Genomic DNA, 20,044 nt, shown 5'->3' with positions numbered 1-20,044 from the left:
CTACCAGACTCCCGACACCGCACGCTGCTCGAGCCGCCGCAGCGCCGCCCGGCCCCACTCGAGGTTCGCCCGCTCGAAGGCCATCCCGCCCATCAGCGTGAGGTAGGGCCCGATGCGCTCGGCGTCGGCGAAGTACTCGTCCTCGCCGCGTCCCGCCAGCAGCCGCTCGCGCATCCGCTCGTACCGGGCCAGCTTGGCGGTGGACCGCTCCACCCGCTCGACGACCGCGGCCCGTACGGCGTCGATATCGCCGATGTCGCCGATGTCGACGCACTGGACCCGGACCATCAGCTCGTCCCGGATGGCCGTCGGTTTCGAGGGCCCTTCGGCGACATAGGCGCGCAGGACGTCGCGACCGGCTTCGGTGAGCGAGAAGAGCCGCTTGTTGGGCCGGCGCTCCTGCTGTACGACCCGGGCGCAGACGAGCCCCTCGCTCTCCATGCGCTCCAGTTCCCGGTAGAGCTGCTGGGGCGTGGCCATCCAGAAGTTCGCCACCGAGGCCTCGAACCCTTTCGCGAGGTCGTACCCGGACGCCTCGCCCTCCAGCAGCGCGGCCATCACCGCATTACGCAACGCCATGGCCTCAAATTATCAGTCCGTTGATTACTCAACGGGGCGACGGTCGCCTCGCCTCAGGGTCTTGACCCGCCACTGAATGTTACCGGTAACATCCCTTCTCGTGACCGAACAACAGACCGCTCGGCCCCTCACCCCTCCTCCGGCTCCTTCCGTCTTCAGCCCTTCCGCGGTGGTCGCGTCCTGCGTGGGTTTCATGCTCATCGGCGTGCTCCAGGCCCTCTACGGCCCCTCGATCCCGGCCCTCCGCGAGGAGTTCGGCCTGTCACCCTCGGCCGCCGGGCTGGCCCTGAGCGCGCACTTCGTGGGCGGGGTGGCCGGTGTGCTGCTCTTCGACCGGCTGTACGGCCGGATCGGCAACCGGCGGCTTCTCGGCGTCTCCTATCTGCTGATGGCGGTCGGTGCGGCCGGGTTCGCGCTGGCGCAGAACTGGCCCGTCGCCCTGACCGCCGCGCTGTTCGCCGGGCTCGGGTTCGGCGGGATCGACTACGGGCTGAACCAGCTGTTCGCGGTCGGCTTCGGCCACCGTTCCACCGCGATGCTGAACGTCCTCAACGCGCACTTCGGCGTGGGCGCGATCCTCGGCCCGGCGCTGATCGGCGCGGTGGGCGCGGAGCACTATCCCGCGGTGTTCCTCGGTTTCGCGCTGGCCAACCTGCCGTTGCTGCTGTGCCTGAGGGGCGTACGGGACCAGGGGCCCGCGCCCGACGCAGAGGTGCCGGAGTCCGGTGCCGGGGTCCTCCGCCGCAGCCTCGGCTCGGTGCTCGCCGTGTTCGTCGCGCTGTACGTCCTGCACGTGGGCATCGAGGCCGGGGTGGGCGGCTGGGAGCCCACCCATCTGGAGACCGTGGGCTATGGCGCCGGGGCCGCGGCCACCGCCACGTCCGTGTACTGGCTGATGATGACCGTCGGCCGTTTCCTGGTGGCGCCGCTCGCGCTGCGCTTCTCGGCGCAGGCCATCATCACCGTCTCCTGCGCGGGCATGACGGTCTGCCTGCTGCTGGCCGCCGTGCCGGGCCTCGCCCCGTACGCGTACGCCGGTGTCGGTCTGTTCATCGCGCCGATCTTTCCCACCGGGCTGCCGTGGCTGAACCGGGCGGCCCCGGGCGCCCGGCGGGCCGGTGCCGTCGTGATCGCCGCCTCGATGGTCGGCGGTGTGGCGGCCGGTCCGACGCTCGGGAAGGCCATCGAGTGGTCCGGGATCCGTGCGGTCCCGTTGCTGCTCTGCGCCGTCTCGGCGGTCTGCCTGGCCGCCACGCTCTGGCTCATCCGCGCGACCGGACGCCGCGCTGAGCGCTCCGCTGAGTATGCGGTTTGTTCGCCGCGGGCCGGTGGGGGCTGATCGCTCCCCCATCGCGGCGGTAGCCGCAGATTCAACACAGCCCCGCCCGACCGCCCTCAGACCGCTCAGCTCAACCGACAACACCCCCGACCCCGGATCGGAGAACCCCTGATGACGCCCCCGCACCGCCTGCGCATCCCCGCCCCGCCCGCTCCCCCGCTGACCGGCCATCTGCCCTTCGCCGATGCCCCGGGCGTACCCGACCCGATCGAGGTGACCAGCCGCTACCTGACCCGCGGCGGACAACCCTGGTTCCCGGTCTCCGGCGAGTTCCACTACTCCCGCTACCCGGCCCGGGATTGGGAGGAGGAGCTGCTGAAGATCAAGGCGGGCGGGGTGACCGCCGTCGCCAGTTATCTGATCTGGATCCATCACGAGGAGATCGAGGGCCGGATCCGCTTCGACGGCGACCGCGACCTGAGGCGCTTCGCCGAACTCTGCGCCCGTCACAGCCTGGACTTCATCCCCCGTATCGGCCCCTGGTCACACGCGGAGGTACGCAACGGAGGCCTGCCCGACTGGCTGCTGGCCCGCGACTGCACACCCCGCACCGACGACCCCGCGTATCTCGATCCCGTACGCACCTGGTTCGCGGCGATCGCCGGACAGCTGCACGGCCTCGACCGGGCCCACGGCGGTCCGATCGTCGCCATCCAGATCGAGAACGAGCTGTACGACCAGCCCGGTCACCTCCTCACCCTCAAGCGCATGGCCCAGCAGGCCGGACTGAGCGCACCGCTGTGGACGTCGACCGCCTGGGGCGGGGTCCGGCTCCCGCCCGGCGACCTGCTTCCGCTGTACGGCGGCTATCCCGAGACGTTCTGGACGGAGGCGGACGGCGGCTGGCCCGACACCTGCCGCAAGCACTTCTTCTTCACCCATCAGCGCGACGACGAGGCCATCGGCCCCGACCTGCGGCCCACGACGGTACGTGGCGGCGATCCGTCCGCCGTGCCGGATCACTTCCCGTGGGCCACTTGCGAGTTGGGCGGCGGAATGGCCGTGGCCTATCACCGGCGTCCCCGCGTCGAGGCCGCCGACATCGGCGCGCTCGGCCTCACCAAGATCGGCTGCGGCTCGGTCTGGCAGGGCTACTACCTGTTCCACGGCGGCACCAATCCGGCCGGTGAGCTCACCACCCTCCAGGAGTCGCACGCCACCGGCTACCCGAACGACCTGCCGGTCCTGACGTACGACTTCCAGGCGCCGCTCGGCGAGTACGGACAGTACCGGGACTCCTACCACGAACTCCGGCTCCAGCACCTGATGCTGGCGGACTTCGGGAGTCTGATCGCGCCGATGGAGTCCGTGCTGCCCGAGGTGCAGCCGGTGGGGCAGGGCGACCGGGAGACGTTGCGGTGGGCGGTGCGCAGCGACGGTGTGTCGGGGTTCCTGTTCGTCAACAACCACCAGCCGCACGAGCCGCTTCCCGACCGTCGGGACACGTCCCTCACGGTCGAATTCCCGGGCAGCACAAGGGATTTGACCATCCCGAGCAGTCCCGTCACGGTCCCGCAAGGGGCGTACTTCTGCTGGCCGTTGCGTCTCGACATCGCGGGCGTCCGGCTGGAGTGGGCCACCGCTCAGCCGGTGTGCACCGTCCAGGACGGCGAGCGTACGGTCCTGGTGCTGGCGGCCGTCGACGGCATCGCTCCTGAACTCGCCCTGGACGCGGGCACGGTGGCGTCGGTGAGCGCGCCGTCCGGCGAGGTCGCGGACGCCGATGGCCGTGTGCTGGTCAGCGGAGTGCGTCCGGGTACCGACGCGCTGGTCGAGGTGGTCGCGGCGGACGGGGGCAGGGTCGGACTGCTGGTCCTGGACGCGGCGACGGCTCGTACCGTCTACCGGGGTGTGGCGTGGGGTGCCGAGCGGCTGGTGCTCTGCGCGGGCGGGGTCGTCTTCGACCGGGACGAGGTGCGAGTGCACGGCACGTCGTTCGCCGTGCTGCCCGCTCCGGAGCGGGCGCCTGGAGGGCTGCGGGAGACGGCCGACGGGGTGTTCGCCCGGTACACGATCGACAGCGAGGCTGGGTCCGGCGCCGCTCTTCCGTTCGCCTTGGTGCGGCCCGCCGGCCCGGCGCCGAAGGGTGCGACCGGTGTGCTGGGGCGGGCGAGCGCGCCCGCCGGCAAGCACTTCGACACCACGGCCGCCGAGTACCGCATCGACGTACCCGAAGATCTGCCGCAGCGCGGGACGGTGGTCCGGATCCACTGGATCGGAGATGTGGCGCGTGCGTACGTGGGGGACGTCCTGGTCGCCGATCAGTTCTACTCGGGGCGCGTGTGGGACATCGGCCTGGACCGGCTTCCGGCCGAGGCGCTGCGTGCCGAGGGGTTGCGGGTGCGGGTGCTGCAGCCGGACGCCGACGCCCGGGTGTATGTGCCCGATGAGGCCCGCGAGGACTGGGGTACGGCTGCCGTCGAGCGGGTCGAGTGGGTGGCGGGCCGGTCGTGGGCGGTCCGGCCGGGATAGGGCCGGTCGTGCGTGCGGCCTATGCTGAGGGCCTGCCGCCGCGATGCCGAGGAAACACCCGCCATGACCAGTAGCGCCGTTCCGAAGGGGCGCAGCCGTCGGAACTTCGCCGGGGCGCGTCCCGTCATGGACGACGTGGCCCGACTGGCCGGTGTCTCGAAGCAGACCGTGTCCCGGGTGCTCAACGACAACCCCGCCGTACGCCCCGAGACCCGCGAGGCGGTGCGGGCCGCGATGCGTACGCTCGGCTACCGGCCGAGCCGCAGCGCCCGTTCCCTGGCCAGCGGCAGGACCCGCATGCTCGGCGTCATCTCCTTCGACGCGGCGCGCTACGGGCCCGCTTCCATCCTCACGGCGATCAACACGGCGGCGCAGGAGGCCGGTTACCTGGTGAGCTCCATCGCCCTCGACACGGCCGACCCCGACACGGTGATCCAGGCCGTGGACCGGCTGTCGGCCGAGGGTGCGGACGGCGTGATCGCCATCGCCCCGCAGTCGTGGGTGGGCCGGGCGCTGGCCGACGCCCGCCTCGACAGCCCGCTGGTGGTCCTGGAGAACGACCTCGGGGGCGGCCCGCCCCTGGTCACCGCGAATTCCCGCATCGGTGCCCGTGACGCCACCGAGCACCTGCTGCGCCTCGGTCATCCGACCGTCTTCCATATCGCGGGCCCGGCCGGATGGACCTCCGCCGACCTGCGCGTCGCCGGCTGGCAGGCGACGCTGGAGGCGGCCGGGGCCAAGGTGCACACCCCGCTGACCGGCGACTGGAGCGCCGAGTCCGGATACGACCTGGGCCGGCGGCTGGCCCGCCGCTCCGACGTCACGGCGGTGTTCGCGTCCAACGACCAGATGGCGCTCGGCGTCCTGCACGCCCTGCACGAGGCCGGGCGGGCCGTCCCCGAGGACGTCAGCGTCGTCGGCTACGACGACATCCCCGAGGCCGCCCACTTCCTCCCCCCGCTGACCACCGTCCGCACGGACTTCGCCGAGATCGGCACCCGGTCACTGCGGCTGCTGCTCAACCGCATCGACGACCCCGCCGCGCCACCCCGCGCCGAGCCGCTCGTCCCGGTCGAACTGGTCGTCCGCCGCAGCAGCGGTCCCTACGGCCGCTCCTCCTGAAGCACCTTCACGTCCCAGTGGCCCAGCGGCACCGCCTCCGGATGCACCGCGCCCGACAGCACATCCCGTACGGCCGCGGGCACCGGAACCGACACCTGCTCCCACGACCAGTTGTGCGGGAAGCGCACCCGCCGGCCGTCCCGGGCGGTGGCGGAGGTCGCGGTGACGCTCGGCAGGGCCGGGCGCCACTCGTCCGCCGGGACGGCCCACGGGAACAGGGCCCGGGCGAACTCGGGGCCGGGGACCGTGCCGGCATAGGTGATCCGGCCGGCTCCATGCCGGTGTGTGGTGGCCGCGGGCCAGCGCCCGAAGTGCGGATGCTCGTACGCCGCCAGCTCCTCGGCGCCCTGCGGCCGCAGACCGTCCGTCCAGTGCAACGCGTGGGCGCCGGGCGGGAGTTGGAGACCGGAGCTGCCGGTCACGGTGAGCGGTGCTCCGAGGTTGCTGAATTCGTCGTACGTCACTCCGGCCGCCTCGGCGAGCCGTCCCGGCTGTGCCTCCCTGCGGGCCCTGGCCTCGGTGTCGGCGTAGGCCGTGCGGGGGCCCAGGATCAGGTGGCCGCCGTTCGCCGCGTACTCCTTGAGCCGGTCGAGGGTCAAGTCGGCGGCGGCGTAGAAGGCGGGGGCGACCAGGACGCGGGGGCTGCCCCGCCGGGTCCGCCGTGCGCTGATGGCGGGACTCGACTCCGTGGTGTCCGACGTACACGCGCATCGCGAGGCGTTCAAGCGGCTCGGTGAGCGGCTGCATCCGCACGAGTACCCGCGACTGCCGTATGCCGCCGATGTGTTCGCGGTCGCCCGCGGCGAGAAGCGGGCGCCGTCCTTCGACGGCCGGGGCGAGGAACTCCTCGGTATGGACGACGTCACGGGTGCGGCCCAGCTGCTGAAGTCCGCGCCGGGCAAGCTGTTCCGCTCGCTGGACCGGCTGCTGCGCTCGGCCGTCAGCCAGGAGGAGCGCGATGCCGTCGTGGCCGCCGTGGAGGAGGTCGCCCCGTTGGTCTCCGGCCGGGTCGTGCTGTCGGTGCGCGAGCATCTGCGGCTTCGATGATTCAGTCCCTTCGCTCTCCTCGCCCTCGACTTCGTGCTCGGGCGGCACAGGCGGATCACCGCGCCTGTGCCGCCCGAGCCACGTCCAGGGCCTGTTCCGCATAGCCACGGCCGAAGAGCACCGCGTGGACCAGCAGCGGGAAGAGCTGGTGCAGTCCGACGCGGTCCGTCCAGCCGTCGGCCAGGGGTGCGGTCTGCTGGTAGCCGTCCAGTACGAGGTCCAGGTGGGGACAGCCGAAGAGGCGGAGCATCGCCAGGTCGGTCTCACGGTGTCCGCCGTGCGCGGCCGGGTCGATCAGCCAGGCGTGACCGTCGGCGCCCCACAGCACGTTTCCGTTCCACAGGTCGCCGTGCAGCCGGGCGGGCGGCTCGGCAGGGCCGGCCAGCTCCGGCAGCCGCTCGCAGACCCGCTCGATGACGGCGGCCTCCGCGGGGCGGATCGTGCCGATGTCGACCGCGCGGCGCAGGTACGGCAGTACTCGGTGTTCCGCGTACCACTCCGGCCAGTCGGTGCCCGGCGAGTTACGCATCGGGGCCAGCCCGATGTACGCGTCCACCGGGCCATCGGGCGGCGGGGCGCCGAACGCGGGAGCACCGGATGTGTGCAGGGCGGCCAGCTCACCGCCGAAGCGGGCCGCGGCAGCGCGGGTCGGTGCGCCGGGCGGGACGCGGTCCGACACCAGCCAGTGACGGTCGTGGCCGTGCACCTCCGGTACGCGGACCGTGCTTGAGGCGGCGAGCCAGCGCAGCCCGGCCGCCTCGGCCTGCGCGGCGGCGGGGCCGTCACCGCGCTTGACCATCACCATGTGGCCGCCATCGAGGGTGACTTCGGAGAGTGTGGCGTTGAGCCGACGCTCGTGGGTCACCCGGCGCCCGGTGAGTCGCGCCGCCGCGGCGCGCGGGGTACCGGCGGTCATGAACGGGGGTGCCCGTACGCAAGGCGGCTGGGTGTGTCAGGGCGGTGCAGCGGCGCGACTTCGATCAGGTCCGGCACGGCGCCAGCGTAACGCGGCACGCGGGGCGCGCCCTGGGCCGTACTCCGGAACGGCTTGTCACGCCGCCTTCGCGGCGTCGAGCACCTCGTCGGCCAGGGGCTTGTCGAGGGCCGCGTGGACCAGGCCGTCCGCGAGCCGGGGCACGTCACGCTTGCCGACGAATCCGGCCAGCTTGTCGGGCGACGTCGGCAGTCCGAGCCGGCGCGCACCGTCCTGGGCCTTGCGATCGAAGTACGGTGCGAACTCCGGCCATACGCCCTGCACGTCGCGCAGGAAGACATCGGCTCCCGTGGGACCGATCCCGGGTATGTCCAGCAGGGCCTTCTTGGGGTCGGATTCCTCGCGCAGTCGCCGGAGATCGCCTTTGTAGCGTTCCAGCAGCAGCTCGGCCCCCTTGCCGAGCATCGTCGCGGTCCGCTCGTCGTAGCGGCGGTAGCCGCCCTCGCCGAGCGCGTCGACGCGTTCCTGCCAGGTCGCGTCCGCCATCGAGCGAGCGTCGCGCATTCCGGCGTCGAACAGCGCCCTTGCCGCCGCCACCGCGATATCGGCCTTGATCCGGGCGCTGAGCAGGATCGCCAGCACCAGCGTCTGGTAGAGGGGGCCGGGGGTATTGCGCAGCCTGATCCCGGCCTGCGCCGCGTAGGTGCGCTCCTGCCGGTCGAGCAGGGCCCGGACCACCGCGTTGTCGGTCTTCGCACTCATCGTCACGCCGCCGATTCAACGGAATCCCAAGGTTCCCTTGGCTGTCGGCTCCGGGTACCCGCCCCAGGTCCGGTCGATGCGGCCGTACGGCAGCCGGCTGCTCATCCCAGACTGAGCAGGACGATCGCGACGCCCGCGATCAGCAGACCCGACGTCTGGGTTCGGGTGACCTTTTCGTGCAGGAAGGCAAGCCCCAGGGCCGTCGGGACCGCCGGGTACAGGGAGGCCAGGACGACGGCGACGGCCAGTATCTGCTGGTGGGCGGCGAGGAGATACAGGATGAGCCCGAGCGCCGCTCCCGCCCCGATCAGGACCGCACAGCCCAGCGACCGTACGGGCCGGCGGAACTCGGAAGCGTGCCGCCGGATGCCCGGGAGCAGGAGGAGAACCGCGGCGACCCGGCCGGCCGCCACGGGCCACAGGCCGCTCGCCGGATCCGCCTGGGCGAGACCGATGTACTGGAGCGCCACTCCCCCACTGGCGATCAGACCGTCCACCGGCAGCCGCCGCCCGGACGGGTCTCGGCTTCCGTGGCCGTCGCCGCCCGCGGAGACGAGCCACAGAGCGGGAACGGTGGCAGATGCCCAGCCAGGCGAGCGGAGTCGGCCGGTCACCGAGCAGGAACACGCCGCACAGCACGGACAGTGCCACCCCGGTGACCGCGCTCACGGGGATCACGATGCTCATGGCGCCACGGCTCAGACCGCGGTTGAGGAAGTGCATGGCCACGGCGCTTCCGGCGCCGGACGCCGCGCCCCAGGCGACATCCGTGGACCGGACCGCTGTCGCGGGCATCAGCAGCGCGGCGACGAGGCCAGGACCAAGCCTCCGACCTGGCCCAGGAATGTGACGACGGCGAAGTGGACCCGGCGGGACAGCAGCCCGCCGGCGAAGTCGACGATGCCGTAGCAGACCGCGGAGGCCAGGGCGAGCAGAGCACCCATCCGCTTCAGGTGCCCGTCACAGCCGTCGCTATCCGCCGGTGACCAGCGCTCGGGAGGCCGTGTACGCCTCGCCGCTCGGGGTACTCGAGCGTTCCGTTCGGGACCGGAGGAGGTTCACCATGACCAGCAGCACGGAGACCGGTGGGATCACGGGCACGCCGGACAAGGACTACAACCTGATCTGGTACGTCGAGGCCTGCCTGAACAACGCGCTGCGGCTGGAGACGTTCATCCAGGACGCGGAGCGCGAAAAGGACACGGAGGTCGTGGACCTGTTCCGCAAGGCGCAGGCCGACAGCCGCAAGGGCGCCGAACTGGGCAAGCAGTTGCTGCGCACGCGGCTGAACGGCTGACCGCGTCCGGAAGGTCCACACCCCGGCCGTTCGGCGGCGCGGTGCTTACGCAGCGTCATCGTCCGACGCGCGGGGTCTGCCCCACCCGCTTAGTTTGGGCGAGCAAGCCCTGTCTCACCCAAGGAGGAGCCATGGCCGACAAGGGCCGCGCGGACAAGATGAAGGGCAAGGCCAAGGAGATGACCGGAAAGGTCACCGGCGATCGAGAGATGCAGACCGAGGGCAAGCTCGAGCAGGCGCGCGGGGAAGCCAAGAAGCTCAAGGGGAAGGCCCAGGAGCGGATCAAGCAGAGCGGGCGTTCCGCGAAGCGGGACGGCGCCTGAGCGGACGTGGGACTGAGGCCGCGGACACGGTGGAGCCGTGCCCGCGGCCTCAACGCATGCGGCGCCGCACGGCCCGCACCTACCCGCCGACAGCCGCGGTGAGCTGCCGGGTCGCGTCGACCTCCACGACCTGGTGGAAGATGGCCCGCTTGGTGCCCAACGGCCCGTTGTGCGTGCGGATCTGACTGGCCATCACCGCTGTGGTCTCGTCGTACGCGGGTCCCGATGCCAGCCAGCCGGTGAGCCGGAGGTGTGTGGAGGCGGTGGTCCCGTCGGCGTACCGGAGCGTCGCCGGGACGGTGACGTTCGCCGTGTCGCCCGCGCCCAGCACGTGCAGCTTGCCGTAGGCGCCCTTCGGTACGGAGATGTTCTGGCCGCCCGGGACGACGTTGTTGTTCGTTCCCTCGCTGCCGTTGGTGAAGGCGAAGCCGATCCCGTTGTCGGAGGTCTGGCCGGTCTGCGGCAGCTCCGGCAGGCCCCACCGGTCGGCGGGAGCGGAGATCGGTACGGGGGCGGTCCGCAGCTCGGGGCGCCGGCCCGCCGGGTGGATCACGGCCTCCGCGCCCTTGGGCAGGTCGAGTTCGACCACGCCGCCGCCGAGGTCGCGCCAGTCGGGAGCCGGCCCGCCGATCCCGGCGAGGCTGCGGACGCGTACCCAGCGGGTACGGCGGCCCCGGCGGACGGCGCTGACGAGGAACGCGCCCTGGGTGCGGAAGTCGTGCAGTGTGACGTCCCGCCATTCCCCCGGCACGGCGGGAAAGACACGGATGGTGTCGCCCCAGCTCGTGCGGAGCCGAGATCCCGGAAGACCTCCATCGCGCGCTGGTTGGTGATGTGGGCGCGTGGAGTGTCCGCGAGCCACCCGTACTTGGTGACCAGGTGGGTGTGCACCCCGTAGGTCGCCAGCAGCAGGGCCGCGGTACCGCCGGCGGGGCCGCTGCCGATGACGAGGACGTCGGTGTCGTAGTGCTGCTCAGGCGCGCTCATGCTGTCTCCGTGAAGCTCTGTCAAAAACCGTGAGAGAAAAGGCTGTTCAGTCGTCGAGGCGCGCGATGTGGAAGGTGAACTCGAGCAGCCGCCACTCGCCCTCGACATGCCGGCCGTCGGGTGTGGGGCCGGTGCGCGGGACGAAGTCCGTGATCAGGTCGTCCTTCACGCCGAAGACCGCGTCGCGCTGCCCGGGGGCTCCGTCGAGATAGGCGCCACCGCGGACGAACAGCTGGGTGATCAGGGGCTGGTGTCCGGGGGCGTCGATCAGGAAGTGCACGTGCGGTGCACGGTAGGGGTGGCGGCCCACCGCGGAGAGCATCCTGCCCACCGGCCCGTCGTCCGGGATCGGGTACTCGGACGGCAGGATCGACCAGAACGTGAACCGGCCGTCCTCGTCGGTGGTGAACCGGGCGCGCAGCACCGGGCCGTCCAGATCCGGGAGTTGGACGTCGTAGAAGCCCCTCTCGTTGGACTGCCACACGTCCACGACGGCCCCGGAGACCGGCGTGCCCTCGCGGTCGGTGACCCGGATGTCCGCCCACAGCGGTGTGCCGGTGAAGTCTCCCGCGATGTCGCTGCCGTGTTCGGCGGCGGGCGGCCCGGCCACGTAGAAGGGGCCGAGGATCGCCGACGAAGTCGTGTCGGGCGTACGGGAGTTGGTGAGCGCGTCGACCACGCTGGACACGCCGAGGGTGTCGGAGAGCAGGATGAACTCCTGCCTGGTGTCGGTGGTGATGTGACCGGCCTCGGTGAGGAAGTCGATCGCGGACTGCCATTCCTGCGGAGTGAGGTCGTTGCGGATCGTGTAGGCGTGGAGGGTGCGGGCGAGATCGGTCAGTAGCTGCCTGAGGCGCGGGTTCTCGCAGCCGGCGAAGCTCGCCACGACCTCTTCGGTGAGCGGACGCAGGTCGGGAGGCCCTTCGGGGCGGCGGCCCTGCCAGGCGTTTCGCAGCAGGCCGGCGAGTCCGGTGCGGGTCAGTTCGCGCGGGTTGGGGTACGGCTGTGCGGTGGCCAGTTCTGCCGCGCGGTCCAGGTCGGACTCGTCGAGGCCGAGTTCACGCAGCGAGGTGGGGCCGCCGACCCGGTGGATCAGGTCGAAGACACCGGTGGGAGCGTCGGGGACGCCCAGGGCGCGTGCGATGCGCTCCATCGCCTCAGGGGCGGCCTGCGCGTTGTACGCCATCGCGTGCGGGAGGACCACGGTGTGGGTCTCGGCGTGCGGCAGGCCGAAGGCGCCGCCCAGTGTGTGGCAGAGCTTGTGGTGCAGCCCCATGCCTACGGCACCGAGGCACGCGCCCGCCAGCCAGGCGGCCTCAAGCAGCTCGGCCCGTGCCGCTACGTCGGTCGGGTCGTCGGGGAGGGCCGGGAGCGCCCTGCCGATGGCCGTGACCGCCTCCACGGCCATGGCGTCGGTGACCGGAGTGGCGTCCGGGGAGTAGAGGGCCTCCACGGCGTGGGCCAGGGCGTTGATGCCGCTGGTCACCGTCGCCGGGACGGGCAGGCCGAGGGTGAGCTCGACGTCGTACACGACCGTTTCGGGCAGGATCGCGGGCGAGGAGCGGGTGGTCTTGCGGCCGTCGACGGTCTCGCCGAGCACGGGGGTGACCTCGGAACCGGCGTACGTGGTCGGCACGACGACCTGAGGCAGATCCGTGCGGACCGCCAGCGCCTTCGCGAGGCCGGTCGTCGAGCCGCCGCCGATCGCCACCAGGCAGTCCACGCTCCGGTCACGCAGCAGCCTCAGGGCCTGCTCTGTCACCTCGACGGGAGTGTGCATGGCCGCACCCGCGAACTCGGCCGTCACCAGCTCGCCCAGGACCTCACGGAGCCGCTCGGTGTCCTTGCGCAGGGCGCGTGACCCGCCCGACAGGAGCATGACCCGGGACCCGCCGAGCCGCTCGGCCTCCTCGCGTACCCGGTCGAGGGTGCCCGCACCGAAGATCACCCGGCTCGGTCCGGCCGTATGGACGAAACTCCTCATGAGGCCGCTCTCCATGCTGTGCTCTGTGGGGGTCGAGGCGTCTGCGCCAGTATCCGTACCCGGTGGCGCGTCGCGCCTGCACAATCGCCGCATCCCGCTGCACGAAAACGGCGACACCCGCTGCCGCTTGCCCACGTGAGCGCGGGACCGGGAGACTGACCGGGGCGCGAAGGAGAGCCGTATGGGCGAGATGGGACTCGGTGACACCCACGGCATCCTGGCGCGGCCGGGCGTGCGTCCCGTCCGCAGCAGCGCGGGGCTCGGCTGGGAGCGGCTGTTCGTGTCGACGCAGCGGGAAGTGCCGTACCGGGACGCCTTCCCCGGAGCCGACAGCCATCTGCTGATCCTGCACCTGGACGGACCCGTGACCGTCCGGCGCGGGCGCCGGGGACTGACCGCCGCCCGGCAGGTGCCCCCGGCGGCCTGTTCCTGCATCCGGCCGCCACAGAGCTGGACGTGGAACTCGGCGGCCATCTCAGCACGGTGCACGTCTACCTCTCGGACGCCGCGCTCCAGGCGACGGCGGACGACGAGCGGACCGTGCGGTTGAAGGAGGAGTTCGGCAGCACGGACCCGCTGCTGGAACAGCTCGTGCTCACGCTCGACGGAGTCGTACGACACTGGGAGCCCAGCGGGGCCGTCTACGCGGACCGACTCGCTCTCATGACGGCGGCGCAGCTGGCGCGCCGGCACAGTGTGCGGCAGCGTGACGCCGAGCCGGCCGGCCGCCAAGTAGGGCTCAGCGACCGGCAGTTCGCGGCCGTCCGGGAACTTCTCGACGCCCGGCTCTCCGAGCCGCTCTCGCTGGCGGACCTCGCATCGGCCACCGGGCTGAGCGTCAGCCAGTTCGCCCGGCGGTTCAAGGCCCGCACCGGGTGCCCTCCACACCGGTATCTCGTGCGAGTGCGGGTGGAGCAGGCGGCCCGGCTGCTGCGTGCGGGCACCCTGCCGATCGCGCAAGTGGCAGCCGCGTGCGGGTTCTCCCACCAGGAGCACCTGACCAGGGTGTTCCGCTCCCACCTCGGTACGACACCGGCGGCGCTGCGCCGCGAAGGCTGACCGTCTGCCGAGGTGACCTGCGCGTGAGCCGGCCCGAAGCGGCTGTCAGGGGCGTCGGCCGACGGCGATGAAGTTGGCGGCGAAGAAGCGGCGTCCGCTCGCCGTGTGCTCGGCCCGCCGGAAGGCGTCGTCCCAGCGGGCGATGTCGCCGGGGGTGGCCAGGCCTTCGGCGACGAGGGTGTCGCGGGCGGCCCAGACGGGTCCGCGCATGCCGGGCGGGGGCGCGAAGACGTCGATGTGGCCTTCGAAGGTGACGACTTCCAGGCCCGCGGCGGTGAGCAGTTCGTCGAGCCGGGTGCCCACGGTCAGGTCGTTGCCGCGGCGCCGGTGCAGTTCGCGGTAGCGGTCGTCCATCTCGTCGAACTCGGGAGGGGCGTGCCGTAGACCGGAGGAGCTCAGGTCGACGTCCACGAGGTACACCGCGCCGCCGGGCCGGGCCAGCGTGCCGAGATGGTCGACGATCGCCTGCTCACGGCCGCCGTTGTGGGCCAGCACATGCCGCAGCATCACCAGGTCGAAGGTGCCCTCGGCCAGCCCGGTGGCGGCGGCGGATCCGCCGACGGTGTGCACGGGTACGCCGGTTCGTGCGGCGAGTGCGGAGGCGACGGCCAGCGCGTCGCCGTCCCGGTCGACCGCCCATACGGCACCGTCCGGGGCCGCCATGCCCGCCAGCCGCACCGCGATCGCGCCCGGTCCGCATCCCACATCGGCGATCCGCGCGCCGGGCACCGCGCCGGCGGCCACCCACAGATCGCGTTCCCGCCGCTCGGCGGCATCGGCCATGAGCCGGTAGCGCTCGATCTCCGAGTCGCTGAGGGTCAGTGCGTAGTCGGCCACGTCGGTCCTTCCTCTCATCCGGTTCGCGCTCAGCCTGCATAGCGCACATGGCACCCTCAACGTCCCCCAAAGCGCGAAAACTCGGCCCCTTTGACATGAACTCATGTCTTTCCGTAAACGCCTGGACTCCGTCGCATTCTCACCCGTACTCGATGGAGGTACATCGCATGATCGGCAGACATGCCGCGGCCGGTCGCCGCACCGCCCTGACCGCTCTCGGGATCCTCGCCCTCACCGGGATCACCTCGACCGCGGCGGCCGAGCCACCCAAGCCGGTGCCCGGGTCCACCGCCGCGCAGACGGTCGGCGCCGACCGGCCGTCGGCGGCGCTGCTGCGTGCCCTGCAGCGTGACCTCGGGCTGACGCCGGGCCAGGCGGCCGAGCGTCTGGTCAACGAGGCGGAGGCGGGCGTCCGCGCGGGCCGTCTCCGCAACGCCCTGGGCGAGCGCTTCGCGGGGGCCTGGGTGCGGGGGGCGACCTCCGCCGAACTCACCGTCGCGACCACGCGGGCCGCCGACGTGCCCGCCATCCGGGCCCAGGGCGCGAAGGCCGCGGTCGTCAAGCGGACGCTGAGCGAGCTGCAGGCCGTCAAGGAGAAGCTGGACACGGCCGCCGCCCGGGTCACGACACGGGACACGCCGGTCTGGTACGTCGACGTACCGGCGAACCGGGTCGTCGTCGAGGCGGTCAGGCAGTCGGCCGCCACCGCCTTCATCAAGGCGGCCGGCGTCCAGGGTCAGAACGTCGGCGTCCGCGTGTCTTCGGCACGGCCACGGCTGCTGGCGGACATCGTCGGCGGCGACGCCTACTACATCGAGACCACGGCCCGCTGTTCCGTCGGCTTCTCCGTCACCAAGGGCACGCAGCAGGGCTTCGCCTCGGCCGGCCACTGCGGCGACACGGGCGACAAGACCACCGGCTACAACAAGGCCGACCAGGGCACGTTCAAGGCCTCCACGTTCCCCGGCAAGGACATGTCCTGGGTCGGCGTCAACACCGCCTGGACCGCCACGCCGGATGTCAAGGGCGAGGGCGGCGAGAAGACGGAGATCACCGGCTCGGTCCAGGCACTCGTGGGGGCGTCGATCTGCCGCTCCGGCTCCACCACCGGATGGCGCTGCGGCAAAATCGAGCAGCACGACACGAGTGTCGACTACTCCCAGGGCACCGTCGACGGCGTGACCAAGACCACCGTGTGCGCCGAGCCGGGCGACTCCGGCGGCCCGTACGTCTCCGGCAGCCAGGCGCAGGGCGTGACCTCCGGCGGCTCGGGCGACTGCGCCAGCGGCGGGACCACCTACTACCAGCCGGTCAACCCGATCCTCAAGGACTTCGGCCTCGTCCTGAAGACCGCGTCCGCCGAGGCCCTGCCGCCCGCTCAGCAGGACAACGGGGTGCAGAACGCATGGGCCGCCGGCCACGTCTACGAGGCCGGCACCACGGTGACCCACTCCGGTGTGCGCTACCAGTGCCTGCAGACCCACCAGGCGCGGGGCGTGTGGTCGCCGAGTGCCACTCCGGCCCTGTGGCAGAAGCTGTAGGTGCGGAGACTGCGGGTGTCGTACGACGTCGGGTGCGGGGGCGATGCTCCCGCACCGTCCGCCCCCCGCTGCCTGCTACTCCTCCGCGAGGAGCGCGTACGCGGTGGCGACGAAGGAGTCGCGGGCGCGGAACCGGCGGGTGCACAGCGCGACCAGGGCCGTGCCCGTGTCGGGCCTGAAGCCGAGGAACGCCTGCTGGCCGAGGGTCGCCCCGCTGTGGAAGTACATCGGCCCGCCGTTCGTGGGGTGCCGGAACCACGCCATCGTGTGCACGTGCCGGTGTCCAAGACCGCGGCGGAGCAGGGGCGTGCGCACCGCCCGCAGTGCGTCGGCCAGCGGGGAGCCGGCCGGGTCGAGGTGGGCTTCGAGGAAGGTCAGCAGGTCGTGCGGGGTGGCGCGGACGGCACCCGCCGCCTGGAAGCCGCCCGCGTCGAACGCGGCGGTGCGGGTGCGGGCGTCCTTGCCGTGTCCGACGGCGTCGGTCTTCGGGTCCTGCGGCCGCAGCGCGGTGCCGCTCAGGCCGAGCGGACGCAGTACGTGTGCGCCGAGCAGCTCGTCCCAGGCCGTGCCCGTGACCGCGGCGAGGGCGTGGCCGAGCACGGCGACGCCGAAGTTGGAGTACTCCCACCGTGTGCCGGGCCGGTGCCGGGGGCGGTGTCGCAGGAACGCCCGGGTCACGCGCTCGGCGGGATAGTGGCCGTAGGGGTTGGTGCGCCAGGCGGGAATCGCCCGCACGTAGAAGTCGGCCGGCAGGGCGGGCAGTCCGGCGGTGTGCGTGATGAGGTGGGCGAGCGTCACCGGGGCCGGATCGGTCCGCCGGGCCGGGTCCAGGCAGGCGGCGGCCGGCTCGCCGCCGGTCAGCAGGCCGCGCTGGACGAGCTGGGCCAGCAGCAGTCCGGTGAACGTCTTGGACGCCGACCCGATCTCGTACCGCAGGTCTTCGCGGGGGACCGGCGGGGGCGGGGCCGTGCCGCCGCAGTGCAGGGTGCGGTGACCGGCCCGGGAGACGGCGAAGACGACGTCGGGCGCGTCGACGGCGTGGACGGCGCTCTCCAGCCGCTCCCGCACCGTGTCGTCGCTGCCGAGGGGGCCGCCCGTGCCGTCCTGGTCGATGTCGTCGGCGCCGCCCGGCCAGGGCGTGGAGCGGCCGGTCATGGGGTGGCGTGCGCCAGCTCGGAGAGGGCGCGGGAGGTGGCCAGCAGGGACGCGAAGGCGGCGACCAGCGTCGGGTGGTAGACGAGGTCGAACACCTCGTCCGGATCGCCCTCGGGCATCGTCCCGAAGGCGGGCATGGCACCGTCTGGCTGCTGTGCGGCGGCGAAGCCCTCCCAGGCCCGTGCGTCCAGGGTGGGGCGGGGCAGACAGGCGTCGACGACGAGGAGTTCGCCGAGCAGGTCCCAGCGCTTCAGGTCCAGCCAGTCGTCGATCCAGACGGGCAGCCACATGGCGAGGTAGTCGGCGATGTCCGGCGGCAGGCCCTCGGGGTGCTCTCCCCAGTCGGTGAGATGGAACACCGCGTGGGTGACGTCGTAGGCGATGTGCCCGCTGACCGTCCAGGGCTCGGGCGTGCGGGCCAGCCAGGTGGCGCCGACGAGGTCCGCCTCGGGCGGGCTGGGCGTGAGGCCGAAGCGGCGCTGGAACGCGGCCAGTCCAAGACGTCGGGTCGGGTCCAGTTCGAGGGCCGCCCAGCTGTCGAGCCGGTGGTAGAGGACGGTGGCGCGCTCCACCTCGGGTTCGCTGTACCCGAGTTCCTTGTACGGGAGGTACACCTCGAACGGGATGGGCGAGAGCGGCTCGATGCGCTGCCCGCGGACCAGCATGCGACCGCCGTCCAGCGTGTGCCGCCAGGTGTGGTCCACGAGCTTGCGCGCCAGCTCGGCCTGCTGTGATCCGGCCACGCCTTCGCGGAACAACACCCGGCAGATCAGGGCCAGTTCGCCGACCGGTTTGAAGCGCTCCAGGAAGCCCACTTCCGGATCGACGTCGGGCTCCAGGCGGAATCCGTCGCGATGGGCCCACAGCCACTCCAGGGCGCGGACGCCGACGGTGTGTATCAGACGGGTGTCGGTCATCCGGGCACTCCTTGTTCCCCGTACCGGTGGTGCATACCGCCCTCGCCCGTAAGGCACTTGAGGGTCTGTGCCGCCGCGAACGCGGCCATCAACGTGGAGTGGTAGCAGCGGCGGAAGTCCGGCTCCGGATCTGCTCCGGCGTCGCCCCGCGGGCCCTGCTCCGGGAGCGCGCCCGAGGCGTGCTGCGCCCGCGCGATCCGCGGCCAGGCGTGCTGAAGGGTCCCGGGGTGGGGTGGGGACGGGAGGCTCGCGGCGACGATCAGCAGCTCGCAGCTCAGGTCCCACATCCCGGCGTCCAGGCAGGTGTCGAGCCAGGGCGGCAGCCAGTCGGCGAGGTAGGCGGCCAGGTCCGCGGGGACGCCCTCGGGGGTGCGGCCCCAGTCGGTGAGGTGGAAGACGACGTGGGTGAGCGCGTACCCCGAGGAGCGCTCGAACGTCCATGGTTCCGGCAGTCCGCCCAGCCAGGTCCGGCGCAGCACCTGCGTGTCCTGTTCCGGCCGGTGGATGCCGCTGCGATGCTCGGCCTTCAGGACGCCGAGCCGGCGGGTCGGTTCCTGCTCGGTCAGCCGCCAGCCCCGGGTGCGGGCCGTCGTGGCGGCGGCGGCCTCGTACCCGGAGTGCCGCAGTCCGGCCGCGGCGAAGACGGAGTAGACCTCCAGCGGGTACGTCGCGAAGGGCTCCAGCGCCTGGAGCCGGAGGAACAGCTCGCCCCGGCCGGTCTGCTGCCACGCGAACCGCAACAGGTCGCAGGCACATGCGTGCAGCGGGTCCGACGGCGGAGTGTGCGCGCCTACGCTCGCGCAGGTCTGGGCCAGTTCCCCGAGTGGTTTCCAGGTGGCGTCCACGTGGCCGTCCGCGGTGAGCGCGTCGTCCCCCAGCGTGAAGTCGCCGCGGTGCGCGGACAGCCAGGCGAAGGCGCCCGCTGCCACTTCCCGGATCTCGCTGACGTCCATTGCCGTCATACGAGCGCTCCGGCGGCCCGTATGACGCGTGCCGCCTGTGCCTGGAGGGCCACACGGGGGTCGGTGCCGCCCATCAGTTCCACGAAGTCCAGCCCCGCCTCGAGGCCGAGTGCGTCCGGTACGTCCTCGAGCAGGGTCAGCCAGCGTCCGGCCCCGGCTGCCTGCTGCCAGTCCCTGCGGCGCACCGCCCGTACGAAGCCCCGGGCCACGTCGACCGTGCGGCGCCGGGCCACGCGGGCCACCGCGCAGTCCTCGCCGGGCACCGCGAGCGGGGCCAGGACGGCGAGTTGATGCGTCAGCACCTGCCAGGTCGCCTCGTCGAGCCAGTGGGCGTCGGGTTCCGCGGTCGCGTCCGTGCCGGGCAGGCCGGTCGGGGGCGGGTCGAGTCGCCGTAGCGCGCAACGCATGGCCCAGTGGCTCCACATGACGGTGGGAGCCGCGTCCGCGCGGGGCGGGAACGCCTCCACGGTCTCCCGGAACACGGTGAGGGTCTCGGGAACGGGCGGGGTGCGGAAGAGGACGTGCGGCAGCAGCAGATCCGCTCCCAACACGCGTACGGCGGCGAGCGCGAGGCTTCCCCCATGGCCGTCCACGGCCTCTGTGCCGGACACTCGCACGTGGTCTCCGCCACGCAGGGCGGAGACCACGTCCGACGCAACGTCCTGCACCGCGCCCTGCAAGAGGGTCGTAGCGCCTGACTGCTCCATTCAGCTGCTCCTGTCGGTCC

20 protein-coding genes and 3 pseudogenes are annotated in these 20,044 nt (G+C 72.3%); 9 read left to right on the top strand and 14 right to left on the bottom strand.

Going from position 1 to position 20,044, the window contains the following annotated elements:
• Entirely contained in the window at positions 1-579 is a 579-nt protein-coding gene (locus QQY66_RS45330; RefSeq protein ID WP_301986311.1) for a PadR family transcriptional regulator, read from the bottom strand.
• Between the two features lie 193 nt (positions 580-772).
• Between QQY66_RS45330 and QQY66_RS45325 the strand changes: the two genes are divergently transcribed.
• From QQY66_RS45325 to QQY66_RS45315, 3 genes are all read left to right on the top strand, one after another.
• Positions 773-1,918, top strand: coding sequence for a sugar MFS transporter (locus tag QQY66_RS45325; RefSeq protein ID WP_301987713.1), 1,146 nt, complete (start codon positions 773-775; stop codon positions 1,916-1,918).
• Positions 1,919-2,029: 111 nt separating this feature from the next.
• Complete coding sequence (locus QQY66_RS45320; protein WP_301986310.1) at positions 2,030-4,390, top strand: beta-galactosidase; 2,361 nt, start codon at positions 2,030-2,032, stop codon at positions 4,388-4,390.
• A 63-nt stretch (positions 4,391-4,453) separates the two neighbouring features.
• Positions 4,454-5,512 (top strand): LacI family DNA-binding transcriptional regulator, encoded by a 1,059-nt coding sequence (locus QQY66_RS45315; RefSeq protein WP_301986309.1) that lies wholly within the window; start codon positions 4,454-4,456, stop codon positions 5,510-5,512.
• Here the strand turns inward: QQY66_RS45315 and QQY66_RS45310 are convergent.
• Positions 5,494-6,111 carry a beta-galactosidase trimerization domain-containing protein gene (locus tag QQY66_RS45310; protein ID WP_301986307.1) on the bottom strand — a complete coding sequence of 206 codons (618 nt, stop codon included), beginning with the start codon at positions 6,109-6,111 and terminating at the stop codon, positions 5,494-5,496. The genes QQY66_RS45315 and QQY66_RS45310 overlap by 19 nt on opposite strands.
• Positions 6,112-6,139: 28 nt before the next feature.
• Between QQY66_RS45310 and QQY66_RS45305 the strand changes: the two are divergent.
• Positions 6,140-6,547, top strand: a pseudogene (locus tag QQY66_RS45305) (hypothetical protein); the annotation flags it as partial.
• Positions 6,548-6,614: 67 nt separating this feature from the next.
• Here QQY66_RS45305 and QQY66_RS45300 read toward each other — a convergent pair.
• The 4 genes from QQY66_RS45300 to QQY66_RS45285 form a co-directional block, all read right to left on the bottom strand.
• Complete coding sequence (locus QQY66_RS45300) at positions 6,615-7,475, bottom strand: fructosamine kinase family protein (RefSeq protein WP_301986306.1); 861 nt, start codon at positions 7,473-7,475, stop codon at positions 6,615-6,617.
• A 135-nt stretch (positions 7,476-7,610) separates the two neighbouring features.
• The gene (locus QQY66_RS45295; RefSeq protein ID WP_301986305.1) at positions 7,611-8,255 is read right to left on the bottom strand and encodes an endonuclease; all 645 of its coding nucleotides are present in this window, start codon (positions 8,253-8,255) and stop codon (positions 7,611-7,613) included.
• 101 nt (positions 8,256-8,356) lie between these two features.
• Entirely contained in the window at positions 8,357-8,869 is a 513-nt protein-coding gene (locus tag QQY66_RS45290) for an EamA family transporter (protein WP_301986304.1), read from the bottom strand.
• Between the two features lie 180 nt (positions 8,870-9,049).
• On the bottom strand, positions 9,050-9,199 hold the full coding sequence (locus tag QQY66_RS45285) for a hypothetical protein (protein WP_301986303.1): 150 nt from the start codon (positions 9,197-9,199) through the stop codon (positions 9,050-9,052).
• Between the two features lie 119 nt (positions 9,200-9,318).
• On the opposite strand from QQY66_RS45285, the gene QQY66_RS45280 reads away from it, so the two are divergent.
• Together QQY66_RS45280 and QQY66_RS45275 are read left to right on the top strand one after the other, a co-directional pair.
• The gene (locus tag QQY66_RS45280; RefSeq protein WP_301986302.1) at positions 9,319-9,552 is read left to right on the top strand and encodes a hypothetical protein; all 234 of its coding nucleotides are present in this window, start codon (positions 9,319-9,321) and stop codon (positions 9,550-9,552) included.
• Between the two features lie 131 nt (positions 9,553-9,683).
• Positions 9,684-9,875 (top strand): CsbD family protein, encoded by a 192-nt coding sequence (locus tag QQY66_RS45275; protein ID WP_301986301.1) that lies wholly within the window; start codon positions 9,684-9,686, stop codon positions 9,873-9,875.
• Positions 9,876-9,954: 79 nt separating this feature from the next.
• Here QQY66_RS45275 and QQY66_RS45270 read toward each other — a convergent pair.
• The 3 genes and pseudogenes from QQY66_RS45270 to QQY66_RS45260 form a co-directional block, all read right to left on the bottom strand.
• Positions 9,955-10,659, bottom strand: a pseudogene (locus tag QQY66_RS45270) (Tat pathway signal sequence domain protein); the annotation flags it as partial.
• Between the two features lie 8 nt (positions 10,660-10,667).
• Positions 10,668-10,862: pseudogene (locus QQY66_RS45265) on the bottom strand (FAD-dependent monooxygenase); the annotation flags it as partial.
• Positions 10,863-10,908: 46 nt separating this feature from the next.
• Positions 10,909-12,846: a maleylacetate reductase and hydroxyquinol 1,2-dioxygenase domain-containing protein gene (locus QQY66_RS45260; protein ID WP_301986300.1), complete on the bottom strand. Its 1,938-nt coding sequence runs from the start codon at positions 12,844-12,846 to the stop codon at positions 10,909-10,911.
• Between the two features lie 181 nt (positions 12,847-13,027).
• Here QQY66_RS45260 and QQY66_RS45255 point away from each other — a divergent pair, with 181 nt between their 5' ends.
• On the top strand, positions 13,028-13,396 hold the full coding sequence (locus QQY66_RS45255; protein WP_301986299.1) for a hypothetical protein: 369 nt from the start codon (positions 13,028-13,030) through the stop codon (positions 13,394-13,396).
• Complete coding sequence (locus QQY66_RS45250; protein ID WP_301986298.1) at positions 13,330-13,905, top strand: helix-turn-helix domain-containing protein; 576 nt, start codon at positions 13,330-13,332, stop codon at positions 13,903-13,905. Before QQY66_RS45255 ends, QQY66_RS45250 begins: the two co-directional genes overlap by 67 nt.
• 45 nt (positions 13,906-13,950) lie before the next feature.
• Here the strand turns inward: QQY66_RS45250 and QQY66_RS45245 are convergent, their stop codons facing one another.
• On the bottom strand, positions 13,951-14,742 hold the full coding sequence (locus QQY66_RS45245) for a class I SAM-dependent methyltransferase (RefSeq protein ID WP_301986297.1): 792 nt from the start codon (positions 14,740-14,742) through the stop codon (positions 13,951-13,953).
• A 167-nt stretch (positions 14,743-14,909) separates the two neighbouring features.
• Between QQY66_RS45245 and QQY66_RS45240 the strand changes: the two genes are divergently transcribed.
• Positions 14,910-16,283, top strand: a complete 1,374-nt coding sequence (locus QQY66_RS45240) for an alpha-lytic protease prodomain-containing protein (RefSeq protein ID WP_301986296.1) — start codon at positions 14,910-14,912, stop codon at positions 16,281-16,283.
• 75 nt (positions 16,284-16,358) lie between these two features.
• Here the strand turns inward: QQY66_RS45240 and QQY66_RS45235 are convergent, their stop codons facing one another.
• Genes QQY66_RS45235 through QQY66_RS45220 form a run of 4 tightly spaced genes read right to left on the bottom strand, consistent with a single transcriptional unit; the run spans position 16,359 to position 20,024 of the window.
• Positions 16,359-17,438 carry a serine hydrolase gene (locus QQY66_RS45235; protein WP_301986295.1) on the bottom strand — a complete coding sequence of 360 codons (1,080 nt, stop codon included), beginning with the start codon at positions 17,436-17,438 and terminating at the stop codon, positions 16,359-16,361.
• Positions 17,435-18,355 carry a hypothetical protein gene (locus QQY66_RS45230; protein ID WP_301986294.1) on the bottom strand — a complete coding sequence of 307 codons (921 nt, stop codon included), beginning with the start codon at positions 18,353-18,355 and terminating at the stop codon, positions 17,435-17,437. Before QQY66_RS45230 ends, QQY66_RS45235 begins: the two co-directional genes overlap by 4 nt.
• A complete protein-coding gene (locus QQY66_RS45225) occupies positions 18,352-19,317 on the bottom strand; it encodes a hypothetical protein (protein WP_301986293.1) in 966 nt (321 codons plus the stop codon). Before QQY66_RS45225 ends, QQY66_RS45230 begins: the two co-directional genes overlap by 4 nt.
• Positions 19,314-20,024: a hypothetical protein gene (locus tag QQY66_RS45220; protein WP_301986292.1), complete on the bottom strand. Its 711-nt coding sequence runs from the start codon at positions 20,022-20,024 to the stop codon at positions 19,314-19,316. The genes QQY66_RS45225 and QQY66_RS45220 overlap by 4 nt, the downstream gene beginning before the upstream one ends.
• Between the last annotated feature and the right edge of the window lie 20 nt (positions 20,025-20,044).

The organism is Streptomyces sp. DG2A-72 (assembly GCF_030499575.1).
Lineage (GTDB): Bacteria > Actinomycetota > Actinomycetes > Streptomycetales > Streptomycetaceae > Streptomyces.
Note: the sequence above shows the minus strand (reverse complement) of the source record. Positions and strands in the feature narration are given on the sequence as shown.